Genomic DNA, 26,582 nt, shown 5'->3' on the forward strand with positions numbered 1-26,582 from the left:
ATCTATAGCTTTTAATGACTAACAGATATTTTTATTAATCGGTTAAATCATTTATTTTGCAAAGTAACGACGAAAAGCGGGACAGAAAATCTTTCTGTCCCGCTTTTTCACTAAATAATTTAATACTATTCATCTAGTAAGAAACCATTACCATACACATCTCTTACATCATGAATAACTAAAAATGCTTTTTCATCAATATTTCTAATAATACGTTTAGCACGTGAGACCTGAGTTTTAGAGATAACTACATATAACACGTCTTTTTCTTCACGTGTATAATACCCATGACCATTGAGTATTGTTAAACCTCTACCAACTTGTTCATCAATGGCTTTAGCTACCTCATCGGGCGTACTCGAAATAATAGTCATTGCTTTCTTTGTATTTAAACCCTCGATCACATATTCCATGACTTTCGTACCTATATATAAAGAAATAATAGTTACTAAAGCCTTATCTAATGAAATTTGAGTTAAAGAAATTAATACCACAAGTAAATCGAAGAAAAGCAAAGCATATGGTGTACTGATATCTAAATATTTATTTACGATTCTAGCTAATATGACAGTGCCAGCAGTCGTACCTCCAGCTAATACTATGACTCCGATACCCACACCGACACACGTACCACCAAAAACTGCGTTAACAATCACATTACCTGTATGCACGTGCCATGACTCAGTTAGATCTAAAAAGATAGACATTAAAATAGTTGCCACAACTGTTAAATACATACTACGTTTACTTAAAAACTTATAGCCAATGATGATTAATACAGCATTAACCACAAAGTTTGTAATTGCAGGTGATAAATGAAATGCGTAATATAATACAATTGCTATACCGGTAACTCCTCCCTCACCTAAGTTACCAGAAATAATAAAAGCATTAACTCCTGCTGAGAAAATGAATGAACCAGCAATAACTAATAATATATCTCTGATTGTTCTTTTCATTCAACCACCCCTTTATTTTCTCTTAATATAAAAATGGTAGCACAAGCGTGTAATATTCTACAACACTACTTCAACAAAATCTTTTATATTTAACAAAGTCATTGATTAAATAATGTAAAAAATTATATTTTTACTGTTATTTCTTTCTCAACTAGCATTCGCTTATTCATAAAACACCAATCGACGAACAAATTAAAATATTCTGAATTTTTAATTTACTTATGACATAAGTTCTGCTATAATTATTTTAACTTCTTGAAAGAGAAGTTATCTCCTTTGTGTTGTTTATAGTAACAAAACAAATTTTGCTCGAAGTACTGTGACAGTACCTAGTCCTTACCGTTACAAGTACATTAATATTCATTTCCCATAAAAGCCAAGTATAAGAAGTGTCTCCTCACTTTCTATACTTGGTTTTTATCATTTCAAAGAGCTTTTCAGCCTCCTATTAAATAATAAAAAGGATTTTTCCAACAATTTCTCTAACATGTTGCGAAATATGATTTAGGGAGATAAGAACTGAAGTTTTTATTAGTCGTGTAAATTGAGTCTTATTATAATTTTTTATTCATAAGGCATCTCGGTAATTCAGTTTAGTGAATTTTATTCAATGATAGGAAAGTGCCTTATATTTTATAGTATATCGATGTGAAATTACATGGTAATATGTAGTATCTTTGACGAGATTCCTGAAGGAGCAGTCCCAGTCCAAGACCAAAACTGGGACGGGCACCCTAGGAACGCGAAACCATACAATACGAAGTAATGAATATAAAAGTAGCAGTAAAATGATTTTAATTAGAAATCATTTTACTGCTACTCTTTTAGGGAATCATGTCCCAGACGCTTAGAAAAATTAAATTCTTAAATTTAATTACCATGCAAATAATCCAACAAATGCTGCAGTTAGTAATGATACTAAAATACCTGCCAATAACATCATTGGTACGTATTTGGATACAAAATCTGATGTTTTCTTATCAACAATTCCTTTTAATGTACCTACAATCATACCTATAGTTGAGAAGTTAGCAAATGATACTAAGAATGTTGAAATCACTGCTCTATGGTGTGGTGAAAGTGAATTGACTTGCTTAGAAACTTCACCCATTACTACAAATTCGTTAGTAACAATTTTTTTAGCCATTTGTTGAGCAACTTCCCACGCTTCATTCCAAGGCAATCCAAGTAATAAAGCGAATGGATACATAAATACACCTAAAATTTGATTTAATCCAAAGCTACCTTTCCAACCAAAACCATGGGCAATTAACCCAGTGATTAGATGAATAAAGCGATCAATTAAATCAGCTAACGCTACGAAACTAATCACAAATGCGATGATAATAAGCACTAGCTTACCAGCTGCTAAAACTGAATCTCCTAAGAAAGAGAAGAATGGTTGGCGCTCTTCTTGATGATCTTTTATGCTATAAATAACGTCTTCTTTTTCCTCTACAGATACTGGATTCAGTATAGATGACACGATAATCGCGTTAATTATGTTTAGAGGAATAGCTGTCAAAACGAGCTCGCCAGGTATCATTTGAACATAAGCACCAACAATAGCCCCTGAAACGGAACTCATCGACATCATAGCCAAAGTTAATACACGCATTTCATTCATGCGTTTCAGTTGTTCATTGGAAACTGCTAAGGCTTCAGTATTTCCTAAGAACATCATTTCCACACCAAAGAATGATTCAAATTTTGGTTGACGAGTAATCTTAGCAAGTAACCAACCAATACCTCCAATAATTTTTGGAAGTATATTAAAGTACATCAAAATATCAAATAACGGTACAACTAATAAGATAGGAAATAACGCGCTAATAGCCATATCCATCTGCTTTCCAGTAGTGAAACTAGCGAACGCGAATCCAGTTCCTTTGTGCGCAGATTCTATCACCCATGCTATCCCATTTGCCGCACCTTTGACTCCATTTCTTCCCCATGGAAAATAAATAAAGAACCATGCTAAAAACAAATTCAAGATGACTAAAATCAGTATCGATTTCCATTGAATATTTTTACGATTCCTTGAAAATATAACCGCTATACCCAAAAATACGATTAACCCAATGATATTAATTAGTAAAAACATTTGGCACCTACCTATTCATGTATTTTCATAAAATTATTTAAACATCCAATATAAATAGTAGTAAGACTACAAAACTCTACAAGAAGGGCTTCTAGATTTGAACTTTATATCATTTAAATCGCTTAAATCCGATCATAACCCGTACTTTATAACATTATGTATATCTAACGTTCCACTTCTTACAAGAGACATTATACCACTTGTAAATTTAGGTTAAAATAATGGTTTTACGAATATTTCACAATATTTAGGAGGAGATTAAAAAACACGCCCCACATTATAGTGGAACGTGCTATAACTTAGTCTGATAATTTTTGAGATGTGACAAAGTTTTTATATTTTTCATGAGATGCCATTAATTCACCATGAGTACCTTTACCAGTGACTTGACCTTTATCAATAAAGATAATTTGTCCTGCTTTTTTAATAGTAGAAAGTCGATGAGCAATGACTACTGTTGTTCTACCTTCCATTAATGTCTCAAGCGCTTCTTGAATTTTAACTTCACTTTCACTATCTAAATTGGCAGTAGCCTCATCTAATAGTAAAATATCTGGGTTCTTAACAAAGCTTCTCGCAATATCAATACGTTGACGTTGACCACCAGATAATTTAAGGCCTCTTTCACCAACCATAGTGTCATAGCCTTCATCAAATTGCATGATGAATTCATGACAATTTGCAAGTTTAGCATATTCAATTAATTCATCATCTGTTACTTTCCTATTGATACCATATAATATGTTATCTCGAATTGAACCACTCATCATTGAGTTAGATTGCATAACGTAACCAATCTTATTACGCCATTTAGACAATGGGATATCATATATACTGCGATGATTATATTTAATGTCTCCATTTTCAATATCATACATACGTTCAATTAAATTGAAAATTGTACTTTTACCTGAACCTGAAGGTCCCACAAAGGCACTTACTTTGCCTTGAGGTATATTAAACGTAACATCGTTCAAGATTTTCTTAACATCATATTTGAAATCCACATTTTCAAAGCTTAGCTCTCCATCTTCAACGATTTCATCTTTAGATTCAGATAAAGCTTCAGTTGGTTCAATTGGTTCTTGCATGATTTCATGTATACGCTGACTTGCACCGACAGCTCTTTTATAATCAGTCACCAACGTAGATAAATTAATTAAAGGCATTGAAAGTTGAATAACATAGAAAATCATAGCGATTAATGTACCTGGCGTAATAGCACCTGTACCAATTTCTAGGGCACCGAAGCCTAAAATAATCGCAATTGTAAGTAACATAACTACACCTGAAATTGGTTGCACAATGGCTGAAATTTTAGCCTGCTTTAAGCCAAGATTGTAAATCTTTTTCAAATTAACATGTGCATTGTCTAGCTCTAATCTTTCAGTATTAGAAACCTTAACCAATCTCATTTCCGTAAGCACACGACCGAGTAAACCACTAAAATTAGCGATTTCAGATTGCGTATTTGTAGAAATCTTTTGCATTACTCGACCTAGTGGAATCATGATAAAAACAAATATAGGTATCGTAATAAATGTAAGTAATGTTAATTTCCAATCCATTATAAATAACATTATTAAAGAACCTATTAAAGTTAATACTGATGGTAATAAATTAGGCAATTTTTGAGATATAAATTCATTAATAACCTTTGTGTCATCAGTAAGACGACTCATTAACTGACCACTTTCGTTTTTATCAAAGAACGGCATTTTTAATTGGATGATATGTTCCCATAATATAGAACGAATGGCATAAATAATTTTCTCACCAATTTTACTAAGTAAATAAAGTCCTACACCACTTAGTAACGCGTTAACTAAGAAAATTGCGCCAAAAATTCCTATCATGCCCCAATTAATACTACTTACAGAGAATTTATCTACAATTCGTCCTGTAAATAATGGCACTAATAGCCCACTCAAACTTCCTAACGAAGTAATAATAACCGCTGCAATGATTAACCCATATGGCCATGAAAGCCTCTTAAATAAGAAAAATAAAGGGTTTTGTTGTTTCATAATTTTACCTCGTCTTAAATTGTCATATTTTCATTTTGCTCAATCATACTATAAATCCATTTCTACCCCAAATAATAATACACTTTACAATCTTTTAAATTACAAAAATGATTTTACATTATTAAATATAATAAATAAAAAAGATTAACAAGTCCTGTAAAATAATTCTTAAAAATTCCCTTTATCTTAAGCTATTTACGTTCATTATAACTTTGTACTTCGCATTAAGTATTATAACACCTTTTAGTTCAGCTGACGAAGGTCCACGCCTATAATTTTACGCAATAATCATTTAATTCTTATACACAAAATATGCGTGCTACTCTTAGTAGCACGCATGTAAATAGTTTTATAGTTATTTAGCATCTTTTCCATATAATTCTTTTTTAATCTTAGTTGTTGAGATACCTTCTGTACGATTTAGATAAATCACTTCGCATTTATCTTTCAAGAAATCAAATTCGCCTTCCCAATCGTGACCCATAACAAAGACATCAACTTCAAAACGATCAACATCTTTTTCTTTTTGGCCCCATCCTTCTTCAGGGATTACTAAATCTACATAACGAATAGACTCTAACATCATTTTACGTTGCTCATAATCATAGTACGACTTTTTATTTTTTATTTGGTTGAATTCATCTGTAGAGAGCGCCACGATAAGATAATCGCCCATTTCACGTGCTCTTCTCAGTAATTCGATATGACCATAATGTAGTAAATCATATGTACCATAAGTAATTACTCGTTTCATGATACGTATTCTCCTTAACTTAAAATTTAATAAAAATTTACAATCTTAATGTAGCATAAATATTTCACCCTTACCATTAATTCAATATAAGATAAGGATGATTTAATACAAATTTACAAATTTTCTTATTGCATTATTTCTTATTTAACATGCGTTTTAATGATTGCTTCCCTGAAAATGATGCACGTCTAGGAAGTACTGAAACTTTAAAACGTAAATAACCAGGTCGACCTATACCAACACCTTGTAATGTCTTTCTCCATTGTTGATATAACGTTTTCGTCCAATTTGTTGCACTTTGCTCAACAGCTCTTACAATTCTAAACATTGCATTCCCTGAGTAATGGGTATGTTGCATAGCTTTGATATAAGTCGTAACACTATCCATGAACGATTGAGTCATTTGACTATTCTTCATTAAATGCGCTTGTATTAAATAACTTACGATAAGATTATCCATACGATAACTGTAGTATGTCTTTTCCTCAATGAGTAACAATAACTCCATGACACTTCGACGCACTTTTAAAGCGTCCTTCATATAAGGGAGAAATGTATCAGCACGTTGAGCTGTAACTGACCCTTCTCTTTCATTATATCCATAAACAATATTTGGTATAAGTTGAATATCTCTTGCTTTAGAAAATGCTCTCACAATAAACGTGTGTTCTTCACAGAATACGACATCCTCATCAAAACGTAATCCTGCATATTTGGCACTAAATAATTTGGCGCCAGGACCTATCGACTGTAAAATTTCAGGCTTGCGATCAAGCGTGACTAACTCATCCAATACAATATCATCATGTGTCGGAATCACTTTCCAATCACCATTGATACCTCTGCCCATTTGTCCTATAACTACATCAGTCTCTTCATTTTTTTGAAATGCTTCAACCATTAAATCAATTCTACTAGGTAAGAACTCGTCATCAGCATCTAAAAATAGAAATCCTTCAACGTCATCTGACATTGCCTCTAATCCAACGTTTCTACTACGTGCTGCACCTTGATTATCTTGATTAATCACTTTAATATTTTTGTGTTCTTTCTGAAGTTCTGTAAGCACGCGTTTTGTATTATCGGTCGAACCATCATTTACGCAGATAATTTCATAATCTGACTTACTATCCACCGAAAGGATTGCTCGTTTTATAGTATCTTCAGCATTATATACCGGAATAATTATTGCTAATTTCATAATTTCACCAACTTATTTATAAAATTGACTAACTCGTTTAAACTTTCTTTCGTATTATATCGATGCCAAGTATTAAATAATGATTGTAGTGGTACATCATTCTCTTTAAGTGCTTGAATTAAACTATTTTCATCAGTAAATTTGTAGTCATTTGGAATCTCATAATAAAATGAATTCAATCCTCTAACATTTTCATATTCTTTCTCATCATAGTTATAGAATAAGGTAGGTTTATTGAGCAAACTTGCTTCAATTGGTAGCGAACTATAATCACTAATAATGACGTCTGCCATAATCATTAAAGAAGATATATCAATATCTTGTGATGATTGTCTATCTCTAATCGAAGGGTGCAAATGGCTTAATAACGTATAATTAGGTAGGTTTTGTTCAAACTTCTCTTTATTTATAGTCCTATTTGCAATTTTAGATTCCCTATACGTTGGCACATATACCGCTAATTTATCTTTAATATGATACTTCGCTTTCAAACTACGTTGTGCTTCTTCTATATCCATATTTAAATATTTTACTAATCTAGGAAGTCCAAACTTTAACATTTGATCAGGACGTGCTTCAAATGATTCCTTAAAGCACTGAGCCATCTCTTCTCCACCTATTAAATAATAGTCTGTTGCATCGTAAACACGCTTATATTGTTTAACCATTGTTTGATTATTCATGTCCACCTGATGGTCAGTCAAACCGAAATCTTTGAGCGCTCCCGCTGCATGCCAAGTTTGAATGACAGCTTGTCCTTTCTTTTTATGATATCCGCCCATCATAAGATAATACGTGTCAATAATAATGACTTTAGCTGAGCTTAATGCCTTAATATGGCTAATCACATTTTTATTTCCTGCAGGTATGAATGTTATATTTTTCAAGTTTTTTAAATGCGCTTGATCCTTCATTTTTCCAATAACTGTAATATCGTACTTCTGTTGACTTAATGCTTCAATTATTGGAAACACATCTTGTTTAAAGGTCATCATAACGACTATATGATTTCGGTTGATTTTCTTAGGTTTAAATAGATAATTTAACACCTTAATTATAAACATATATATTTTTTTTATTAGAATTCTCATGTTTTCACCGTCTTTATTTACTCAATCGTATTATTAAATTATAAACGATTCTTTCTTCCTTAGAAAATGATAATAGTATCTTTGATGCTCATTAAAAAGTTGTAGTGTGTGATTTTATTTTTCAAAAATAAAACCTTGATCCACAGTGGATCAAGGCAAGGTATAAATCTTTATAAGAAATCAGCAAAATGATCTCTATAACGTTTATGAAGAATAGAGCCAATAACAAAGAACAAAATAATAATACAAATGTTATATAACATCAATTTCCAATGATCGATAAAGTACCATTGATGGAATAAAATTGCCGCACGATATGATTCGGCAATAAAATAAACTGGGTTGAACATCATAATTTGATGTATAACACCACTCACACCATGATTTTTAGGTACCCATAAAATTGGAGACATATAGAATAATATTCTCATGAGTGCTTGCATTATCATTTGTGTATCCCTTACAAGTATTCCTAGCGTTGACGTTAACAAGGCTACGGATGAAGTTAATAAAAATGCAAAAGGTACATAAATTAATAATTGAACAATATGAATACTCGGTATAATTCCTTTAAACATACATGCGATGATAATAATTGCTAACAATCCTAAATGACCGTAAAATCTGCTAGTTACAATGTACGTGGGAATAATAGATAATGGAAAATTCATTTTAGCAACTTGATTAAATTTTTGTGAAATTGATTTGGCACCTTCAAGAACACCTTGGTTAATGAAAAACCACATACTAATTCCCACTAGCAACCAAAATACAAATGGGATACCATGTATTGGTGCGTTACTTCTAATTCCTAAACCAAAAACTAGCCAGTAAACCATAATTTGTAGCGCTGGGTTTAAAATTTCCCATGCCATTCCTAAATAGTTACTGTGATTTGAGATTTTAATTTGAAATTGTGCCAGTCTTTGAATTAAATAGAAGTTTTTGAGGTGTTCCTTTAAAACAGTTCCAACTGCTGACATTAAACCCAACCACGCTTTCTCATGCAATAGAAATCTATCTATTGTAAAACTTTATTAAATAGTCTTTTAAACTTATGTTTTGTAATCACTTTATTCAGAATAATAGCTTATTGTTTATTACAAGCATATTATATTATACAATCATTATCGTTAAAAACAGTAATGATAATATTTAACTTTTATGTGAAGTATGACAAAGATAGTATTTTCACATTTAATAATTTTAACAAAATCTTCTATTCACTTTACACTAGGTTAATAAATTTAACAACTGATGTGTTGTATATTATAATCTATATAAATGTATATAAGGAAGGTACTAAAATGAGCGTTTCGGTAAATATTGAAAATGTAACTAAAGAATACCGTATATATAGAAATAATAAAGATCGAATTAAAGATGCTTTAATCCCTAAAAATAAAAATAAAACATTTTTCGCTTTAGATGGTGTTTCACTTACAGCACATGAAGGCGACGTCATAGGTCTAGTAGGAATTAACGGTTCCGGAAAGTCTACCTTAAGTAACATGATAGGCGGCTCACTTTCCCCTTCCTCTGGAGAAATTGAACGACATGGTGATGTCAGTGTAATTGCAATTAATGCAGGTTTAAACGGTCAACTAACAGGAGTAGAAAACATTGAATTTAAAATGTTGTGTATGGGGTTTAAACGTAAAGAAATCAAAGAGTTAATGCCTAAAATTATTGATTTTAGTGAATTAGGTGAATTCATCTATCAACCAGTAAAAAAATATTCCAGTGGTATGCGTGCTAAGTTAGGATTTTCAATTAATGTAACTGTTAATCCAGATATTTTGGTTATTGACGAAGCGCTTTCTGTAGGAGATCAAACATTTACTCAAAAATGTTTAGATAAAATTTATGAATTTAAAGAAGCGAAAAAAACTATTTTCTTTGTTAGCCATAATCTCCGCCAAGTCAGAGAATTCTGTACAAAAATTGCTTGGATTGAAGGTGGCAAATTAAAAGAATTTGGTGAACTTGATGATGTATTACCAAAATACGAAGAATTCTTAAAGGACTTCAAGAAGAAATCTAAAGCACAACAAAAAGCCTTTAGAAGCGAATTAGATGAATCACGTTTTGTTATTAAATAAGCAAATATCATACTAAACTGTCACAATAAACGTTGTTGACAGTTTTTATGTGCTTTTAAATTAAAGATTTAAAACATTGCAACTCTCATATGATAATTATTTTCAATTAATTTGAGCTTAACCCTTTTCAAAAAGTAGAAGTAGTATTATGATGGAATTAAGAGATACACAAAGTTGTCACAACTGAAACGTAAATTAAAGAGGGTGAAAGAGATAGTAGCTAATAAGAAAACCCAACAATTTGCGAATTTAGTACGTTCTTACCGTAAATCATATATTGGTAAAGGCCCCGAACAAGTTAAAGTCTTTTTTAAAGATAACTGGGCAATTTGTCATATGACAGGTAGTTTAAGTAAAGTTGAAAACTTTTATTTGAGAAATAAAGATTTTCAGAGTATGCTTAAATATGGACGTACTGAAGAAATTAAAGAATTATATAAACAAAAACCTCCAGTTGAAATGGAGGAACTTGTTGGAGCAAATTTCGTAAAACTTTTTACAGATGTTAATTTAGAAGACGACGAAGTTGTTTCAATCTTCGTTTTTGATAAATCAATTGAATAACAAATAATATAGTAACAATACTATGGGATTGGTGTAAGGTACTCAGTGCTGTTTGCTAACCCACTTACATTTTAAATGCTTATGAGAATTCATACATTTAAGGAGGTGGTTTAGACAAATAGGCTGAGTATTTTTTTATAAACGTTATAAGTGCTCTCATCATAGAATAGCTAGAACTTTTACTAGATAAAATTCTAAATTTAGGAGTGTATAGAGTATGAAAATTGTAGCATTATTCCCAGAAACTGAAGAAGGTTTAGACAATCAATTATTAAATACAGATAAAGCCATCGGTCTTAGAGATTTCTTAAAAGATTCAGACCATGAATTAGTTATCTTAAAAAATGGTGAAGATGACTTAGATAAACACTTAAGCGATATGGATATTGTAATTAGTGCACCATTCTATCCTGCTTATATGACTAAAGAAAGAATCGAGAAAGCACCAAACTTAAAATTAGCAATCACTGCAGGTGTTGGTTCTGATCATGTTGATTTAGATGCAGCAAGTAAAAATGATGTCGGTGTAGTAGAAGTAACAGGTAGTAATACTGTAAGTGTAGCTGAACATGCCGTAATGGACTTACTTATTGTATTACGTAACTTTATGGAAGGACACCGTCAATCAGTTGAAGGAGAATGGGACTTATCTAAAGTCGGTAACCAAGCTCGCGAACTTCAAAACAAAACAATCGGTATCTTTGGTTTCGGTCGTATTGGTCAATTAGTTGCTGAACGCTTAAAACCATTTAACGTAACTATTCAACACTATGATCCAATCAATCAAAAAGATAACGAAAACTCCAGCTTCGTTGAATTCGAAGAACTTGTGAAAACAAGTGATGCAATTACGATTCATGCACCATTAACACCTTCTACTGATAATTTATTTAATGAAGATGTATTAAATAAAATGAAAAAAGGTAGTTATTTAGTTAATACAGCTCGTGGTAAAATCGTCAACACTCAAGCATTAGTCAACGCTGTTAATAGTGGTCAAATTCAAGGTTATGCCGGCGACGTATGGTACCCACAACCAGCACCAGCTGACCATCCTTGGAGAACGATGCCTAGAAATGGTATGACTATTCATTATTCAGGTATGACTTTAGAATCTCAAAAACGTATTGAAGATGGTGTCAAAGATATTCTAAATCGTTTCTTTAATAATGAACCTTTCCAAGATAAAGATGTTATCGTTTCAAGCGGAAAAATCTCAAGCTCAAGCTATACTGCTAAATAATAGCACTTTAATACGTTTAATTAGATTTTGAAATTACTTTTATTCAAATCACTCAACTATTTAAATCATGACAACCCTAAGTATAGTTTAATGAACGATGATATAACTTAAAGAGACTTCGCTATGAAAAGCGCCATTCTGGACTTAATAGCGTACATGTACTCTTTGATAGCTTTAGTAGATGTCTTGTGGCGAGTTAATCAACGTTATACCTTTCCCAAAATCAAAAATGTTTTCAGCCATGTAAGATCCCTGTTCGCTTACAAAAGACATTGAAAGAGCTTTTTCTTACCCTTGATATTACAGAATTAAATTAAATAATCTCAATTATTTTCTACCCCTTCCCCTGAGAAATAATTGAGTTGTTAAATCCCTAAAATTATTGTTATCCCTGTTCAAATAGAAAGCGAGAGGTGGCCTCCCTGAACCATCTCTCGCTTTATCTTATTTATCAGTTTTGTTTTTTCTTTTTTGCTTAGCTACTTTTATCATAAATTTAGGAATATTTATCATTCTGCCTATACGCTTCCAATCTATAAGCAAACGATATACCCATTCAATATTCAGCTTTTGAAACAATTTTGGGGCACGCTTTTTCGCCCCACTTAAAACTTCAAATGAGCCACCTACGCCCATCATAACAGTTTGATTAAATTTGGAATTATGTTTATGAATCCATTCCTCTTGTTTCGGGAATCCCATTCCAACAAAAATGTAGTCAGGATTAAAACTAGTTATTCTTTTGACCACCGTTTCATCCTCTAGATTAATATATCCATGATGGTAAGCGAAAGTCACATTAGAATATTTTAAGTGTAATTTACGTTCAGCCGCTTCGATAATTTCATTTTTTGAACCAAGTAAATACACACGCTGATGATTTGCATGAGCTATTTTCAAACATTCTTCAAGCAACTCAATCCCTGGTACTCGACGTCTCAGAGGTTGATTTAATCGCTTTGATGCTTTAACCACTCCAGTTCCATCAGCTACAACATAATCCGAACTATTAATTAAATCCATATACGAAGGATGTTCAGTTGCATAAACAACAATTTCAGGATTAGCCGTTACTATAAATAAATTACTTTCAATTTTATTTTCGAAAAATGATTTGATATTCTCAATCATTTCCAACATCGTAGTATTATTGAATTTTACGCCCAGCACGTTGACTTTACTGTTATTAAATTGCTCGTTATTCATCAAATTTGCCCCACTTCACTTCGTGTAGTCATTTATTAATTAAAATTAAATATAGAAGTATTAATAGTACTATGCTTAAAAATGTACCGTCTATTTTATCACATCCAAAATTAAACAAGAAATCTTTAATCCTTAAATTACATCTAAAGTCTAAAGGCTAATTCCTGCTTTTTCATTTATAATATTAAATAAATGAACATATTTAAATTTATTTATTCGAGGTTAATCATGTCCTATCTAGAGAACTTTTTCACAACAGTTATTCATTTAAATATTTATCTCATCATTGCCATTGGAATAATATATATCTTTATTCATCAAAACAGACATAACGGTATCATTCGATTTCTAGATGTCTATTTGAACTATATACCAGTTTTAACTCATGAGTTTGGTCATGTATTATTTAATCGTCTTGCAGGTGGACGAGCTAAAGATCTAGTTATCGTTACAAGTCCCACTGAAAGACAAACAACATTACAACAAGGCTATGCTATCACTCAATCTAAAAGTTATTTGGGTCAATTCATAACCACAATTGGGGGTTACTTAATGCCACCCATCATGTTTTTAATTGGATTAGTGGCTGCGCATTTTGAACATCCAAGTATTTTTCTAATCGCGTATCTCTTGATTTTTATTTATTTTTTAATATTAACCTCTCGAAAACTATCACCTATTATTGTCATTCTGTTAATCAGTATACTCTTATACTTTTTAGTCCAGCATAACCATACAATGATGGTGTATGACATCGTCTCTTTAAGTTATCATCTTATTTTAGGCGTTTTACTAGGTGAAATTATTCAATCTTCATGGACAATATTCAATCTTACCTTCCAACGACCTAAGCCAAGTTGGGACGGCAGTGCTTTAACTGATATCACTAAAGTACCTACAATCATTTATAGTACGATATGGATTGCCTTCAACCTCTATACGATCTATTTACTCATTAAATACACGATTTTATAAAAAAGCTTAAGCTCTTAATGATTCAAAGAACGCTCATTAAGAACTTAAGCTTTTATTGTTTTTCGGCAAAAATATTCATTGCATTTTCATAACTTAAAATAGTTACATTTTCATTTCGTTTAATAATAATTACTTTATTAGTATCATCTTTCGAAACGATTTCTACCGTATTGCCGATATAGATATCTTTACTTGAAAGGTATACAAGTAAGTCTGTCTTATCGCGCACTCTTCTGACTATAACATTGTCATCAGGTTCGAATTCTAAGATAGACGTTGTATAGAGTTCTTTATAATGATGGTCACGTGGAATCACGCCACCATGAGGACATGTTTTAGGAAAATTTAACGTTTTATCTAAGCGTTCCACAAACAAATCAGAAATTCGGTGTTCAAGAATTTCTGCCTCTTGATGCACCTCTTCCCAATTGTATTGCAATATTTCTATTAAAAATAATTCTAGTAAACGATGACGTTTAATAATATCAAGTGTTCGGTCTAAACCTTCTTTAGTTAAACGTGCACCTTTATAATGTTTAGTTTCTACATAACCTTCCTTTTCCAAGCGTCCTATCATTTCACTGACAGATGGGGGTTTAATATTTAGAAATTGAGATAGTTGTTTATTAGATACAAAGGATACATCGCCGTCATTCGTTAAAATTGCTTTTAAGTAATCCTCTTTTTCTTCAGTTAACATCATTTCACCTCACACGCATTCACCTTATTGTATCACGAATTCACTTGACATGTTAAAACTTCAACGTTTATTATAAAATAAATTAGGTTAGCCTAAACTTTTTATTAGGAGGTTATAATTTTTGCTAAAAATTGATCAATTAAATTTATTTTTAGGGAAAAAGCATGTCCTTAAAGACGTGTCATTCTCATTACCTATATGTGGTGAAATCGTCGGCATCGTAGGTCCCAATGGAGCAGGTAAATCATCAATGCTCAAAGCTTTTATCGGGGAATTTAAAGCGACGGGAACTAGATTGTTATACGATCGCCCTATACATACTCAACTCAGATATATTACTTACATTCCTCAAAAAGCTCAATTAGATTTAGACTTCCCTATCAAAGTAGAACAAGTGGTGCTTTCAGGATGTTATCAAGACATTGGGTGGTTTAAACGTCCAGAAATTACTGAGCGAGCGAAACTCAACCAATTACTTAAAGATTTAGAATTAGATGATTTGCGTCATAGACAAATTTCAGAATTAAGTGGTGGTCAATTACAACGTGTACTTGTTGCGAGAGCATTAATGAGCGAGAGTGATATCTATTGTTTTGACGAGCCTTTTGTAGGTATTGATATCTACAGCGAAGAATTAATAATGAAAAAAATTAAGCACCTTAGACATTTAGGTAAGTTGATATTAATTGTACATCACGATTTATCAAAAGCTGAGGAGTACTTTGACCGTATTTTATTACTCAATCAATCCTTAAGATATATAGGACCACCAAAAGAAGCTTTAACTTCTGAACGATTGAATGCAACTTTCATGAATTTTGATAATGATTTATCACCACTTCAATCGTCACAGTTACAAGGGAGTGCGTGTTAAATGTTAGACTTCTTTAATCATTTACTCAGTTATCAATTTTTAAATCGTGCATTAATCACTTCTATATTAGTAGGGATTGTGTGCGGTACTGTAGGAAGTATTATCGTACTTAGAGGCCTGTCTCTAATGGGAGATGCAATGAGCCATGCGGTGTTACCAGGCGTTGCGCTATCTTTCCTATTCAATATTCCAATGTTCATCGGTGCATTAGTAACAGGTATGATTGCCAGTCTTTTTATTGGATTTATTACTTCTAAAAGCAAGACAAAACCAGATGCAGCGATAGGTATTAGTTTTACTGCATTTCTAGCAACAGGCGTCATTATTATAAGTTTAATCAATAGTACGACAGATTTATACCATATTTTATTTGGTAATTTACTGGCTATAACCAATCAATCATTTTGGACAACTATCATTATCGGAATGAGTGTGCTAACACTTATAGTTGTATTTTATCGACCTTTAATGATATCTACTTTTGACGCAACATTTAGCCGTATGAGCGGTTTAAACACAACACTCATCCATTATTTCGTCATGCTTTTACTAGCACTTGTCACAGTTGCAAGTATTCAAACGGTCGGAATCATACTTGTAGTGGCTTTGCTTATCACTCCTGCATCAACTGCATTTTTGATTAGTAAACAATTGTACAGCATGATGATTATTGCCAGTCTTATTAGTATTATCAGTTCAATTACCGGACTATATTTTAGTTATATATATAACGTCCCAAGTGGTGCTACAATTGTGATTTGTACATTTACTATTTACGTTATAACGTTAGCAATTACGAGAATGAATAACAGACAGAAAAGAGGCGCTTTAACGTGAAGAAGATTTTTGCTTTAGCATTAATATTTATCATGATTCTTGCCGCGTGTGGGAATCAACATAACAAGGATCATAGCTCTACCGAAGGTAAGTTAAAAGTTGTAACAACCAACTCAATTTTATATGACATGGTCAAACATGTCGGCGGTGATAAGGTCGAAGTCCATAGTATTGTACCAGTCGGTCAAGACCCTCATGAATACGAAGTAAAACCCAAAGACATTAAAGCTTTAACTGACGCAGATGTTATTTTCTATAATGGGTTAAATCTTGAAACAGGAAATGGTTGGTTTGAAAAAGCGCTCAAACAAGCAGGCAAATCTACTAAAGACAAGAGCGTTGTTGCTACATCTAAAGATGTTACACCTATTTACTTAAACGGTGAAAATGGTAACAAGAACAAACAAGATCCACATGCTTGGTTAAGTTTAGATAACGGTATTAAATACGTTAAAACAATTCAACAAACGCTAATTCAACATGATAAACAAAATCAATCTACGTATAAAAACCACGGAAAAACTTACTTAGCTAAACTCAAAAAGTTAAATAAAGAGAGTAAAAACAAATTCAATGATATTCCTAAAGCGCATCGAGCTATGATGACTAGTGAAGGTGCATTTAAATACTTTGCTAAACAATTTAAAGTGAAGCCAGGCTATATTTGGGAAATCAATACTGAAAAGCAAGGTACACCAGGACAAATGAAACAAGCTATTCGTTTCGTTAAAGACAACCATCTCAAACATCTATTAGTTGAAACAAGCGTGGATAAAAAAGCCATGCAAAGTTTATCAGAAGAGACAAATAAGGATATCTATGGAGAAGTATTTACAGATTCTATAGGTAAAGAAGGCACTAAAGGTGATTCATACTACAAAATGATGAAATCCAACATCGAGACAATTCATGGCAGTATGAAATAACTAGAAATACACGGATGAACACGTAAGAAAGTGTAGAAGATTAATCATAAGTCATGTTCATCCGTGATAATTCTAGAACTTTTATATATTATTTTGTAACTAGCAGTCCCATATCGTGTGTTTTTTCATTTATATTACCCTCCTATAATATAAACTACATCTTTTTTACACACGATATGGTGGTGTTAGTTAAGGGGATATTTCGCAAACTTATTTGAGCCCCACTCTCTCACGAATTACAGAGTAAATATTTTAGCGGAAATCACTCATTCTTTTTGTTGTTTTCGAGCGATAAACAATAGAAGGAAACTAACAATGTGCTACTAATCTTAACATCTCAATCAATCCTCGAGTAGTACATAACAGTTCTATTCAACTCTGAGTAGTTACTGAAGCCACAAATAATCACTTGATGTGATAGCTTCATCTATCACTAAGCTACCTCCATGGATATTCAATCCTCCCCCATGGAGACATTAGTTGCACTAATTATGTTGAGATTAGTGCAACTTTTTTTATGATGATATATGTAAAAGAGCCCTCACCACTTTATGAGTGAGGGCTCTTTTTTAGAAAATTTATAAACAAACGTATATTTTTATCATGTCATACTATCAACGATAACCATTTCATCATAGTTGATAGATTCTCTAAGCTTCAATGCTGTGCCTTCTGTAATTTCTTCATCTTCTATTAATTCACGAAGAATTCGACGCTGTTCTCTTAAAGCATTCAACTTAATTCTAGTAATCGTATCCTCACTTTGAGAATTGAAGAAATTATTCGGAGTTAAGTTATCTATACGCATAAGATAACCATCGCATATCATACCAATCTCTAGTTTGTTATCTGTTGTTGCCTCTTTAGACAATCTACTTACTACATTGTAATGAACTAATTTATTTATTTTACCTAATTCAAGTAAGTTATCTGTAACACTTAAAGAAGATGCAGAATTTATTTTAGTTTTAACACGGCGTTTCAATAACATTCCTCTTAAAACAACTGTAATCCTTCTAAATAGTGACGCTTGTTTATAGACTTGTGTACGTTCAGCATAGCGCATATAGTTTTCAAGTACACTATCTGTAATCTCACCATCATCAACAAGTTGTTCTAATGTTTTTGTTTCTACATTAAACGCAATTTTTTGAAGACGTTCTAACTCTTTAGAGTTTTCATCTTCCTTTTCAACTGTTTTAAGGAACGTGAGTTTATCATGATATTCTTTAATCACATTTCCATAACGGTAACTTGTTTCAAATGTAGATTTCTGATTTAAATAATCAATCACATGTTCCAAAATATATACTCTTGCTTCTTTGAATGTCATATTACCTAATTTCACTTTTGGTTTATTAGGCGTAACTAAAGGAAGTAATACTTGAGCAATGACCAAGCTAATGATGACCATTCCTGACGCAATAAATAATAAATCATTTCTATAATGGAATGAATGATGATTTGCCAAGTAATAAGGTAATGTTAATGCGATTGCTAGTGAAATTGTCCCGTGTACACCGCAAAGCGTCATAATAAGTGCATATAAGCTTCTCTTAGGTTTTTTCTCTGGGGCTTTATCGTCATCGTCTTTTGATATCATTTTCTGGAAAGGACTGACTGATAAATAGAAATAAGGATAAAGCACATATACCCATACAAATCTGAAGAGATACACCGCTAAAGCGACTAGTACAGTGATAACTACTAAGAATAGTAAATTATGTGGTTCCGTCTTAATAATCTTCACAATAACCTCAGGTACTAAGAAACCTAATATTGAAAAGACAAAACCATTTAAAACATAACCTAGAATATTCCATGTGTGGTTATAACTCATTTGTAATTGTGTACGTGTTTGAGCGATACGATCTCGTTCAAATCCATGGACGAGTCCGGCTACTACAGCTGCGATAATACCTGACGCATGAAACAGTTCTGCAATGAGATATGTCACAAATGGCGTTAATAACTGTATAAATGTGAACATATTAATATTCTCAATGCCTCGTCTCATTAGAGTTAAACGAAAACGAACAAGTGCCATACCTATAAGTAAACCTACAATTGCCCCACCTATAGATGCAATTAAAAATTGTTGTACCGCATCGAAAAGTGAAAACGTACCTGTGACTAATACGCCTACAGCAATTTTAAATGAAATGATACCGGCTGCATCATTAAGTAATGATTCACCTTCAAGAATCGTCATCGCACCTTTAGGCAACACCTTACCGTTAGTGATTGCTTGAACTGCTACAGCATCTGTAGGACAGAGAATTGCTGCAATTGCAAAGGCTGCACCAATCGGTAGTTCGGGCCAAATCCAATGTACGAACAATCCTACACCAATCACTGTTGTAATAACGAGACCTAAAGCCATCATCATTACAGGTTTAATATACTTTCTTAAATGTACTCTTGAAACGTTAACCCCTTCTACAAATAATAATGGGGCAATTAATGTGACCATAAATAGTTCTGAGTCAAAGTTAAATTCAACTGGAATTGGAGTGAGGTATAAAATCATTCCAAGAACGATTTGAATAAACGCAAGAGGTACCTTTGGTATGAAAGTATGGACAAAGGAGCTTACGATAACTACTGTAGTAAAAATAAGTAAAGTTTCAAATATCTCCAAACTTTCACCTCTTTATTATTTTTTTAATTGAAAATTAAGTAACAAATAGCACATATATGCCTATTTACACATTGCATATAAGAGAGATGCATCATTTGAATGATCTACATTAGAGGGAGATAACAAGAAGAAAAAAGAGATTGCTTATTCTTATTGCTTAAATATATTAAGTATAAATTGATTATTTAGAATATTTTATCTATTTCAATGATGCATATTCCAGTTATCAGTGAAATCAAACATGAACATTTTCATTTAAGATAATCACAAATTCGTTTCATCAAACGAGAAAATGTTTATGTGTAATCTCATTGAACCAACATTTTACTACTTAATTTTACAATTATTCTTATTTATAATTTTATCATTAATTGTATCAATGCTTAAATAAATAGCTCTCTTCTCTTCCATATTCATACTTCAGTCTTATTTAAAAAAGAAAACCATTAACATATATAGATTAACTCTTATACGTTAACGGTTATGATTAATTTTCACTGTCAAATTTTCTCTCTTTTTCACGTTCTTTATAATAAAGTTTTTCCCTACGTTGTTCTCTTAGTTTCGCACGAGATTTTAATTCTTCAGGTGAATTAAACTCATTTTGACTTAACAATATTGAAGATTGCCTAGGGACGTCATCTTTTCGGTACATATACGCACCGTTACGATAGGCAGCACGCGCTACCAAATGCATTCCAACAGGAGAAGTAAGGTTGATGAAAACCAATGATAAAAGTAAACGAACGCTAAAGAATCCTTGATTGACCGTGAAATATATTAAGACACCAATAATAGTTAATAATACTGATAAAGTTGAACTCTTTGTAGAGGCGTGACTACGTAAAAAAACGTCTTGGAACTTTACAATACCAATCGCACTAATCAATGCAATGATACTTCCTAAAAATATAAATATCGCTGAGATGAGACTAACGATTTCTTTTGTTATTTCCATTAAAGACTCGACCTCCTCCGATAAATCTAGAAATAGATACCGAACTAACAAATGAAATAATGGCAATGAGCATAATTGAGTCTAGGAACGAAACCGAATTATATACGACACTCAACACACCAACTATAGACATTACAACTGCACTTGTCGCATCAAATGAGACCACTCTATCAGCTGTTGTTGGTCCTTTAATTAATCTGAAAAGGCACACGAGTAAAGCAACACCAAATATAATTAATGCACTTATAATTAAACATTGTGTGATTAACGTTATCATCGTGTCACCTCCAAGATTAAATCTTCATACTGTTTAATACTTCTTAAAAGATTTTGCTTGTCTTTTTCAGAAACATCAATACTATGAATAAAGAACTTATTCGTATCTTTAGAAATGCGAATCACTGTTGAACCCGGAGTGATAATGATTAAAATAGTTAAAAATGTAATTGCCCAATCATTCTTTAGAGAAGTCTCATAAGAAAGTAAACCAGGATTCATTTCTTTAGTTTTAAACAGAATATAATTAATCGTACTAATACTTGATGTTAATAGTTGATAGAGATATATTGCTAAAAATTTAATCGCTACCCATATCTTTTTGAGATAAAATTCTTCCCCAAAGAACCTATGAAGGATATAGATGACAATTAAACCAATTAAAAATCCTGAGAAGAAGGTTGTAAATTTAAATTCATCCTCGTCTTGGAATAAAACCCAAAGGAACGCGATGACAATATTAAGTACCACTTGTTTCATCTATTTTTCAACCTCCTTCAAATGCGAATTAACATTCTCTTGGAAAACATGTTCTTTCATATTGAGGTTTGTAGCATTATCAGTCACTTTTAAGACAACTGGTGCAGCAATACCCATAGCAAGTACAACGGCAACTAGAATACCAAGAATACCTTTACGATGAGGAGGAATCTCTTTGAATTTGACCTCTTCACCATCAGTATCGCCAAAGTACATTACAAACATGACTCTAAACAGACTATACATCGCTAGAAGACTAGTCAGAATCATTAAAGCAAGACCAATATAATTACCGTTTTGAATCGCACCTTGGAATATAAGCACCTTACCTGGGAAACCACTAAACGGAGGTACACCACCTATTGCAAATACCATCACAATAAATGCAACACCAAAGAAGGGTTCCCTTTTGGCTAAACCACTTAAATACTGATAATTTCTAAAGCCAGAAATATAAACGAGACTACCTATAATAAAGAAAAGTAAAGTTTTAACGATAATATCATTTGATAAATAGAAAATTGCACCATTCACTCCAGCATGTGTATGAGATCCTAATCCTAGGATAATAAAACCAATCGATAATATAACTTGATAAGCAGCAATTTTCTTAATATCTTTATAAGCGATTACACCAAATGCACCGATTATCATCGTAATACATGACATAAAAACGAGTAATGGATGTGTGATACCAGGATGATGATCAAATAATAAGGTAAAGAAGCGGATTAACGCGTATGCGCCGACCTTTGTCATCAACGCTGCAAATAAAGCTGCAAGTTCTGTATTGAGCACAGCATAAGCTTTAGGCAACCACATAAATATCACTAAAGCAGCTTTAGAACTAAAAGCGACTAAAAAGACGAGTGAGATAATCGTGATAGTTTGATTACTTTCCATATGGTTCAAGCGTGATGCAATATGAGAGAAATTTAAAGTACCAACAGTCTTATATAACATACCGATACCTAATAAAAACAACCATGAGCCAATAATGTTAAGTACTACATAAATAATGGCAGCACGTAACTGTTCAACTGATTGGCCTAATGTTACAAGCACAAATGACGCGAGTAACATAATCTCAAACATAACGTATAAGTTAAATAAATCTGAGGTTAAAAATGAACCTATTACACCAACAGTAAGTAATAAGATAAAAGTTGGTAAATGGAAAAGATTTACACGCTTTTCACCTCGACCAAATCCATAAGCCATAATCAACGTCACAACAAATGACGATACTGTAACCATGAGTAAGCTCAGTGAATCGCCAAGGAATTGAATACCAAATGGTGCTTTCCAACCACCAAAATCTAATGTGATTGGCTTATGGTTCACAACATAGATAAGCAATGCTAAAGAAATTAAAGTCGAAACAATCATAGTCGTAATTGAGAGTATTTTCGATGTTTGATTTTTATTTTTTATAAAAACTAGAATCAAAGCACATAAAAAAGGAAGAAGCATTGGCATAATCAATAAGTTACTCATCATCTTCTTCACCCCTCAATGCACTAATTTCATACTCTTTCGTCACGCGATATGTTCGGTAAATTAATACGAGTAAGAATGCAGTCATACCAAACCCAATTACAATCGCAGTAAGTACAATGGCTTGTAATAATGGATCTACAAAATTCGAATGATTATTTTGAATTAATGGTTCAGACATATGTGGACCATATTTGCCCATACTCATAATAATTAAATTACCTGCATGAGTATAAATAGAAATACCAATAACAATACGTATTAAATTAATGGATAGAATCATGTACGTTCCTATAAATACTAAAAATCCTATCACTAGTAAAAGTATCAAGTTCATGACTTACCACCACTTATGGACAACATAACTGTCACAATAACACCTACCACTGTAAGTAATACGCCTAATTCAAATAACGTTACAGTCGTAACATGCACATGTCCTAATAATGGAAAAGCCACATTAGCTTCAGTTTGGTATAAGATTGGTTTACCAAAGAACATAGGAACTACTGCCGTACACACAGATACTAATGATCCAATAATCATTAATTTCTTAAAATCTATAGGTAAACTAATCAATACTTCTTTAACATCAAAGGCAAGGAACATAAGGATAAAAGCTGAACTAAAGATAAGGCCGCCAATAAATCCACCACCTGGATTATTATGTCCTGCAAAGAAAACATAAAATCCAAATGTTAATAGAATGAAAACAACAATCTTAGTGACCGTTTTTAATACCACATCATTCTCTTTCATCTTGTCCCCTCCTATCTTTGTAATTAAGTAGTGTGTAGATACCTAAACCTGCAATGATTAATACTAATCCCTCAAATAAAGTATCTAACGCTCTGAAATCACCTAATATAGCATTAACAATATTTTTGCCACCTGTTAATTTATAGGCATCTTCATAGAATTTTGAAATCGATGGCATACCATCCGCTTGCTGAGCGATAAAAATTAGAGAAACAACAGAAACAGCCATTATAAGTGAAACTACAATTTTAAGCGTCTCCTTCTTCAAGTTTGCTTTTGCTCTTGGAATATTTGGTAATCTTGAAAAGCTCACGATAAACAATATCGTCGTAATGGTTTCAACCACTAATTGTGTGAGAGCTAAATCAGGCGCCTTCATTGCAATGAAGTAAAGCGTCACTGCAAACCCGATAATACCGTTTAAAATAACCATCGTTAAGCGTTGACGTATAAATATAAGAGAAATACCGATGATTACTGTAACGATTGATAAGATAATCTCGAGCGGTCCAAAAGATGAAACATGTAAATCATGAACTTTAGGGAAACCAACCGAAAGATAGCCATATGCAATAATTGCTACAAATATGAGTAACGTAATCATAATATAATAATTGAGTTTAGCACTCATTAAGCTTCTTATTCCATAACCTGAATAAGATTCAAACTCTCTATAAACACGTCGATAAGTATCTGTGATTGAAGCTTGTTTAATCATTCGATGTGTCAATGATTTCCAATTTATAGCAAGTGCTAAAATAATTCCTGACACAATAACGATGACACTTAATATTAATGGAAGGTTGATACCGTGCCATTGTGAAATGTGAGGTGCTACGCTGTCTACATGAGTTCCAACACCAGATACCGATCTTAATGCAGGTATAAGTATATTATGTCCGAAAACGTTAGGTATAAAGAATACAATTGGTATAAGTACCATAAGAATCATAGCAGGTAAACTAAACAACCATGGTTCGTGAATACTTTTCTTAGTAAACTTTTCAGTATTAAATTGTCCCCAAAATGTTTCTTTAATCATGTAAAGTGCATAAGTAAAAGTAAAAATACTTGCTATCACACCTAATGCAACAACTATGATAGTAAGGCTAATTCCAAACTGATCTAGTTCAATAGCTTTTACAAGTGAATCAAAGAACATTTCCTTACTAAGGAAACCATTTAAAAATGGGACCCCTGCCATAGAAAGAGCAGCTAGCAACATAACAATGTGCATCTTAGGAAAGACATGACGCATCCCATTGAGTGAACGAATGTCTCTCGTACCTGACTCGTGGTCAATAATACCAACACCCATGAACAATGCACATTTAAAAATAGCATGGTTCATCAAATGAAATAAGCCAGCAAAAAGGACTAAAGCGTAAAACTCTGACAAATGATCTGAGGTATGTTGTGCATAGCCCCCACCTATACCTACCATAGACATAATCATACCGAGTTGACTGATAGTAGAATAAGCTAAAATGCCTTTAATATCATATTGTCGTAATGCGGTAAGCGAACCAAAAAGCATGGTTATAAGTCCTACAAACGTAACAATATATACATATATATCACTTAGTCCTAATAATGGCGTAAACCTAAACAGTAAGAATATACCAGCTTTAACCATAGTCGCTGAATGAAGATATGCACTCACTGGCGTGGGTGCAGCCATCGCTTTCGGTAACCATATATGAAATGGAAATTGAGCTGATTTTGTAAATGCTCCTAACAATAGCATGAGCATCATTGGGATATACAATGGATGCTTCTCAATCGCATGACGTTGAGCTAGTATTTCTGAGATATTATTTGTACCGGTAATGATGTATAACATAATAAAACCAGTTAATAACGCTAATCCACCAAATACGGTAATCATAAATGATTGAATGGCCCCTAGTTGGCTATTACCATTGTTATACCAATAAGAGATAAGCAAGAAAGAAGACACACTCGTTAATTCCCAGAATACATACATTAATATAGTGTTATTCGCTATAACGATGCCAATCATACTAAACATGAATAATAATAAATAGACAAAAAATCTAGGCAGATTATCAGTTTGAGGTGATAAGTATTGTGTAGCATAGAAAAATACACCTACACCTATAAGAGAGATAATCAAACCAAACATTAAACTTAATCCATCTAATTTCATATCTAAATTGATATCTATTGAAGACATCCATGGAATATGAATAGAAGTGAAATGATGGTGATAGACATTTGGTATTTGTGTAATGAAATAAACAGATGAAATGATGGGCGCTAGTAACGACAAGTAACCAGCATATTTTTTAAGTATTTGATGACTCAAAGTGAGTAAAACTAGAATCATCACAACTATTAGCACGCCCATAAGGTACATCAGACTCATTTAAAGCCTCCTTTAAATA

At 32.5% G+C, this 26,582-nt stretch carries 24 protein-coding genes; 7 read left to right on the forward strand and 17 right to left on the reverse strand.

What is annotated here, in order from left to right; genetic code table 11:
- Positions 1 to 125 precede the first annotated feature (125 nt).
- The 7 genes from MHI13_RS16115 to tagG all read right to left on the reverse strand — a co-directional run bounded on the left by MHI13_RS16115 (position 126) and on the right by tagG (position 9,119).
- Positions 126 to 959, reverse strand: a complete 834-nt coding sequence (locus MHI13_RS16115) for a YitT family protein (protein WP_002433225.1) — start codon at positions 957 to 959, stop codon at positions 126 to 128.
- Between the two features lie 874 nt (positions 960 to 1,833).
- The gene (locus MHI13_RS16120; protein ID WP_002433332.1) at positions 1,834 to 3,063 is read right to left on the reverse strand and encodes a NupC/NupG family nucleoside CNT transporter; all 1,230 of its coding nucleotides are present in this window, start codon (positions 3,061 to 3,063) and stop codon (positions 1,834 to 1,836) included.
- A 299-nt stretch (positions 3,064 to 3,362) separates the two neighbouring features.
- Positions 3,363 to 5,090 (reverse strand): ABC transporter ATP-binding protein, encoded by a 1,728-nt coding sequence (locus tag MHI13_RS16125; RefSeq protein ID WP_002469828.1) that lies wholly within the window; start codon positions 5,088 to 5,090, stop codon positions 3,363 to 3,365.
- A gap of 355 nt (positions 5,091 to 5,445) precedes the next feature.
- The gene (tagD, locus tag MHI13_RS16130) at positions 5,446 to 5,844 is read right to left on the reverse strand and encodes a glycerol-3-phosphate cytidylyltransferase (RefSeq protein WP_037548261.1); all 399 of its coding nucleotides are present in this window, start codon (positions 5,842 to 5,844) and stop codon (positions 5,446 to 5,448) included.
- Between the two features lie 133 nt (positions 5,845 to 5,977).
- Positions 5,978 to 7,045 carry a glycosyltransferase family 2 protein gene (locus MHI13_RS16135; protein WP_064210415.1) on the reverse strand — a complete coding sequence of 356 codons (1,068 nt, stop codon included), beginning with the start codon at positions 7,043 to 7,045 and terminating at the stop codon, positions 5,978 to 5,980.
- A complete protein-coding gene (tarB, locus tag MHI13_RS16140) occupies positions 7,042 to 8,136 on the reverse strand; it encodes a teichoic acid glycerol-phosphate primase TarB (RefSeq protein WP_058121970.1) in 1,095 nt (364 codons plus the stop codon). Before tarB ends, MHI13_RS16135 begins: the two co-directional genes overlap by 4 nt.
- A gap of 170 nt (positions 8,137 to 8,306) precedes the next feature.
- Positions 8,307 to 9,119: a teichoic acids export ABC transporter permease subunit TagG gene (gene tagG / locus MHI13_RS16145; protein WP_340761534.1), complete on the reverse strand. Its 813-nt coding sequence runs from the start codon at positions 9,117 to 9,119 to the stop codon at positions 8,307 to 8,309.
- Between the two features lie 324 nt (positions 9,120 to 9,443).
- Between tagG and tagH the strand changes: the two genes are divergently transcribed.
- The 3 genes from tagH (at position 9,444) to MHI13_RS16160 (ending at position 12,045) form a co-directional block, all read left to right on the forward strand.
- Positions 9,444 to 10,238, forward strand: coding sequence for a teichoic acids export ABC transporter ATP-binding subunit TagH (gene tagH / locus MHI13_RS16150; protein ID WP_002433506.1), 795 nt, complete (start codon positions 9,444 to 9,446; stop codon positions 10,236 to 10,238).
- A gap of 204 nt (positions 10,239 to 10,442) precedes the next feature.
- The gene (locus MHI13_RS16155; RefSeq protein WP_030059007.1) at positions 10,443 to 10,802 is read left to right on the forward strand and encodes a DUF2294 domain-containing protein; all 360 of its coding nucleotides are present in this window, start codon (positions 10,443 to 10,445) and stop codon (positions 10,800 to 10,802) included.
- A 217-nt stretch (positions 10,803 to 11,019) separates the two neighbouring features.
- The gene (locus MHI13_RS16160) at positions 11,020 to 12,045 is read left to right on the forward strand and encodes an NAD-dependent formate dehydrogenase (RefSeq protein WP_064210414.1); all 1,026 of its coding nucleotides are present in this window, start codon (positions 11,020 to 11,022) and stop codon (positions 12,043 to 12,045) included.
- Positions 12,046 to 12,489: 444 nt separating this feature from the next.
- Here the strand turns inward: MHI13_RS16160 and tarA are convergent, their stop codons facing one another.
- Complete coding sequence (gene tarA / locus MHI13_RS16165; RefSeq protein WP_064210413.1) at positions 12,490 to 13,251, reverse strand: N-acetylglucosaminyldiphosphoundecaprenol N-acetyl-beta-D-mannosaminyltransferase TarA; 762 nt, start codon at positions 13,249 to 13,251, stop codon at positions 12,490 to 12,492.
- 228 nt (positions 13,252 to 13,479) lie between these two features.
- Here tarA and MHI13_RS16170 point away from each other — a divergent pair, with 228 nt between their 5' ends.
- On the forward strand, positions 13,480 to 14,226 hold the full coding sequence (locus MHI13_RS16170) for a M50 family metallopeptidase (RefSeq protein WP_064210412.1): 747 nt from the start codon (positions 13,480 to 13,482) through the stop codon (positions 14,224 to 14,226).
- Between the two features lie 52 nt (positions 14,227 to 14,278).
- Here the strand turns inward: MHI13_RS16170 and MHI13_RS16175 are convergent, their stop codons facing one another.
- On the reverse strand, positions 14,279 to 14,926 hold the full coding sequence (locus MHI13_RS16175) for a metal-dependent transcriptional regulator (RefSeq protein WP_064210411.1): 648 nt from the start codon (positions 14,924 to 14,926) through the stop codon (positions 14,279 to 14,281).
- A gap of 121 nt (positions 14,927 to 15,047) precedes the next feature.
- Here MHI13_RS16175 and MHI13_RS16180 point away from each other — a divergent pair, with 121 nt between their 5' ends.
- From MHI13_RS16180 to mntC, 3 genes are read left to right on the forward strand one after another with little or no spacing between them, the layout of a single operon-like run.
- Positions 15,048 to 15,800, forward strand: a complete 753-nt coding sequence (locus MHI13_RS16180; protein ID WP_030059002.1) for a metal ABC transporter ATP-binding protein — start codon at positions 15,048 to 15,050, stop codon at positions 15,798 to 15,800.
- On the forward strand, positions 15,801 to 16,637 hold the full coding sequence (locus MHI13_RS16185; RefSeq protein WP_002433425.1) for a metal ABC transporter permease: 837 nt from the start codon (positions 15,801 to 15,803) through the stop codon (positions 16,635 to 16,637).
- Positions 16,634 to 17,563: a manganese ABC transporter substrate-binding lipoprotein MntC gene (gene mntC, locus MHI13_RS16190; protein ID WP_002433468.1), complete on the forward strand. Its 930-nt coding sequence runs from the start codon at positions 16,634 to 16,636 to the stop codon at positions 17,561 to 17,563. Before MHI13_RS16185 ends, mntC begins: the two co-directional genes overlap by 4 nt.
- Before the next feature lie 601 nt (positions 17,564 to 18,164).
- Here mntC and MHI13_RS16195 read toward each other — a convergent pair.
- The 8 genes from MHI13_RS16195 to mnhA2 form a co-directional block, all read right to left on the reverse strand.
- A complete protein-coding gene (locus MHI13_RS16195; protein ID WP_002452630.1) occupies positions 18,165 to 20,204 on the reverse strand; it encodes a cation:proton antiporter in 2,040 nt (679 codons plus the stop codon).
- Positions 20,205 to 20,691: 487 nt separating this feature from the next.
- Positions 20,692 to 21,162 (reverse strand): Na+/H+ antiporter Mnh2 subunit G, encoded by a 471-nt coding sequence (mnhG2, locus tag MHI13_RS16200; protein WP_064210410.1) that lies wholly within the window; start codon positions 21,160 to 21,162, stop codon positions 20,692 to 20,694.
- Positions 21,137 to 21,439 (reverse strand): Na+/H+ antiporter Mnh2 subunit F, encoded by a 303-nt coding sequence (gene mnhF2, locus MHI13_RS16205; RefSeq protein WP_002433104.1) that lies wholly within the window; start codon positions 21,437 to 21,439, stop codon positions 21,137 to 21,139. The genes mnhG2 and mnhF2 overlap by 26 nt, the downstream gene beginning before the upstream one ends.
- Positions 21,436 to 21,918: a Na+/H+ antiporter Mnh2 subunit E gene (gene mnhE2, locus MHI13_RS16210; RefSeq protein ID WP_016898376.1), complete on the reverse strand. Its 483-nt coding sequence runs from the start codon at positions 21,916 to 21,918 to the stop codon at positions 21,436 to 21,438. The genes mnhF2 and mnhE2 overlap by 4 nt, the downstream gene beginning before the upstream one ends.
- Complete coding sequence (gene mnhD2, locus MHI13_RS16215; RefSeq protein ID WP_103157104.1) at positions 21,919 to 23,418, reverse strand: Na+/H+ antiporter Mnh2 subunit D; 1,500 nt, start codon at positions 23,416 to 23,418, stop codon at positions 21,919 to 21,921.
- Entirely contained in the window at positions 23,408 to 23,752 is a 345-nt protein-coding gene (gene mnhC2, locus MHI13_RS16220; protein ID WP_002452627.1) for a Na+/H+ antiporter Mnh2 subunit C, read from the reverse strand. Before mnhC2 ends, mnhD2 begins: the two co-directional genes overlap by 11 nt.
- Complete coding sequence (gene mnhB2 / locus MHI13_RS16225) at positions 23,749 to 24,174, reverse strand: Na+/H+ antiporter Mnh2 subunit B (RefSeq protein ID WP_002433258.1); 426 nt, start codon at positions 24,172 to 24,174, stop codon at positions 23,749 to 23,751. Before mnhB2 ends, mnhC2 begins: the two co-directional genes overlap by 4 nt.
- Positions 24,161 to 26,563 carry a Na+/H+ antiporter Mnh2 subunit A gene (gene mnhA2 / locus MHI13_RS16230; RefSeq protein ID WP_064210409.1) on the reverse strand — a complete coding sequence of 801 codons (2,403 nt, stop codon included), beginning with the start codon at positions 26,561 to 26,563 and terminating at the stop codon, positions 24,161 to 24,163. The genes mnhB2 and mnhA2 overlap by 14 nt, the downstream gene beginning before the upstream one ends.
- Between the last annotated feature and the right edge of the window lie 19 nt (positions 26,564 to 26,582).

The sequence above is a fragment of the Staphylococcus sp. FSL K6-0223 genome, assembly GCF_038008285.1.

Coding starts and splice junctions, on each gene's coding strand:
- MHI13_RS16170 (WP_064210412.1), top strand. CDS start 13,480: ATGTCCTATCTAGAGAACTTTTTCACAACAGTTATTCATTTAAATATT.
- tagD (WP_037548261.1), bottom strand. CDS start 5,844: ATGAAACGAGTAATTACTTATGGTACATATGATTTACTACATTATGGT.
- mnhG2 (WP_064210410.1), bottom strand. CDS start 21,162: ATGGAAATAACAAAAGAAATCGTTAGTCTCATCTCAGCGATATTTATA.
- MHI13_RS16160 (WP_064210414.1), top strand. CDS start 11,020: ATGAAAATTGTAGCATTATTCCCAGAAACTGAAGAAGGTTTAGACAAT.
- MHI13_RS16185 (WP_002433425.1), top strand. CDS start 15,801: ATGTTAGACTTCTTTAATCATTTACTCAGTTATCAATTTTTAAATCGT.
- MHI13_RS16175 (WP_064210411.1), bottom strand. CDS start 14,926: ATGTTAACTGAAGAAAAAGAGGATTACTTAAAAGCAATTTTAACGAAT.
- MHI13_RS16135 (WP_064210415.1), bottom strand. CDS start 7,045: ATGAAATTAGCAATAATTATTCCGGTATATAATGCTGAAGATACTATA.
- tagG (WP_340761534.1), bottom strand. CDS start 9,119: ATGTCAGCAGTTGGAACTGTTTTAAAGGAACACCTCAAAAACTTCTAT.
- MHI13_RS16115 (WP_002433225.1), bottom strand. CDS start 959: ATGAAAAGAACAATCAGAGATATATTATTAGTTATTGCTGGTTCATTC.
- tarA (WP_064210413.1), bottom strand. CDS start 13,251: ATGAATAACGAGCAATTTAATAACAGTAAAGTCAACGTGCTGGGCGTA.
- mnhD2 (WP_103157104.1), bottom strand. CDS start 23,418: ATGATGAGTAACTTATTGATTATGCCAATGCTTCTTCCTTTTTTATGT.
- mnhF2 (WP_002433104.1), bottom strand. CDS start 21,439: ATGATAACGTTAATCACACAATGTTTAATTATAAGTGCATTAATTATA.
- tarB (WP_058121970.1), bottom strand. CDS start 8,136: ATGAGAATTCTAATAAAAAAAATATATATGTTTATAATTAAGGTGTTA.
- MHI13_RS16125 (WP_002469828.1), bottom strand. CDS start 5,090: ATGAAACAACAAAACCCTTTATTTTTCTTATTTAAGAGGCTTTCATGG.
- mnhE2 (WP_016898376.1), bottom strand. CDS start 21,918: ATGAAACAAGTGGTACTTAATATTGTCATCGCGTTCCTTTGGGTTTTA.
- mnhA2 (WP_064210409.1), bottom strand. CDS start 26,563: ATGAGTCTGATGTACCTTATGGGCGTGCTAATAGTTGTGATGATTCTA.
- mnhC2 (WP_002452627.1), bottom strand. CDS start 23,752: ATGAACTTGATACTTTTACTAGTGATAGGATTTTTAGTATTTATAGGA.
- mnhB2 (WP_002433258.1), bottom strand. CDS start 24,174: ATGAAAGAGAATGATGTGGTATTAAAAACGGTCACTAAGATTGTTGTT.
- MHI13_RS16120 (WP_002433332.1), bottom strand. CDS start 3,063: ATGTTTTTACTAATTAATATCATTGGGTTAATCGTATTTTTGGGTATA.
- tagH (WP_002433506.1), top strand. CDS start 9,444: ATGAGCGTTTCGGTAAATATTGAAAATGTAACTAAAGAATACCGTATA.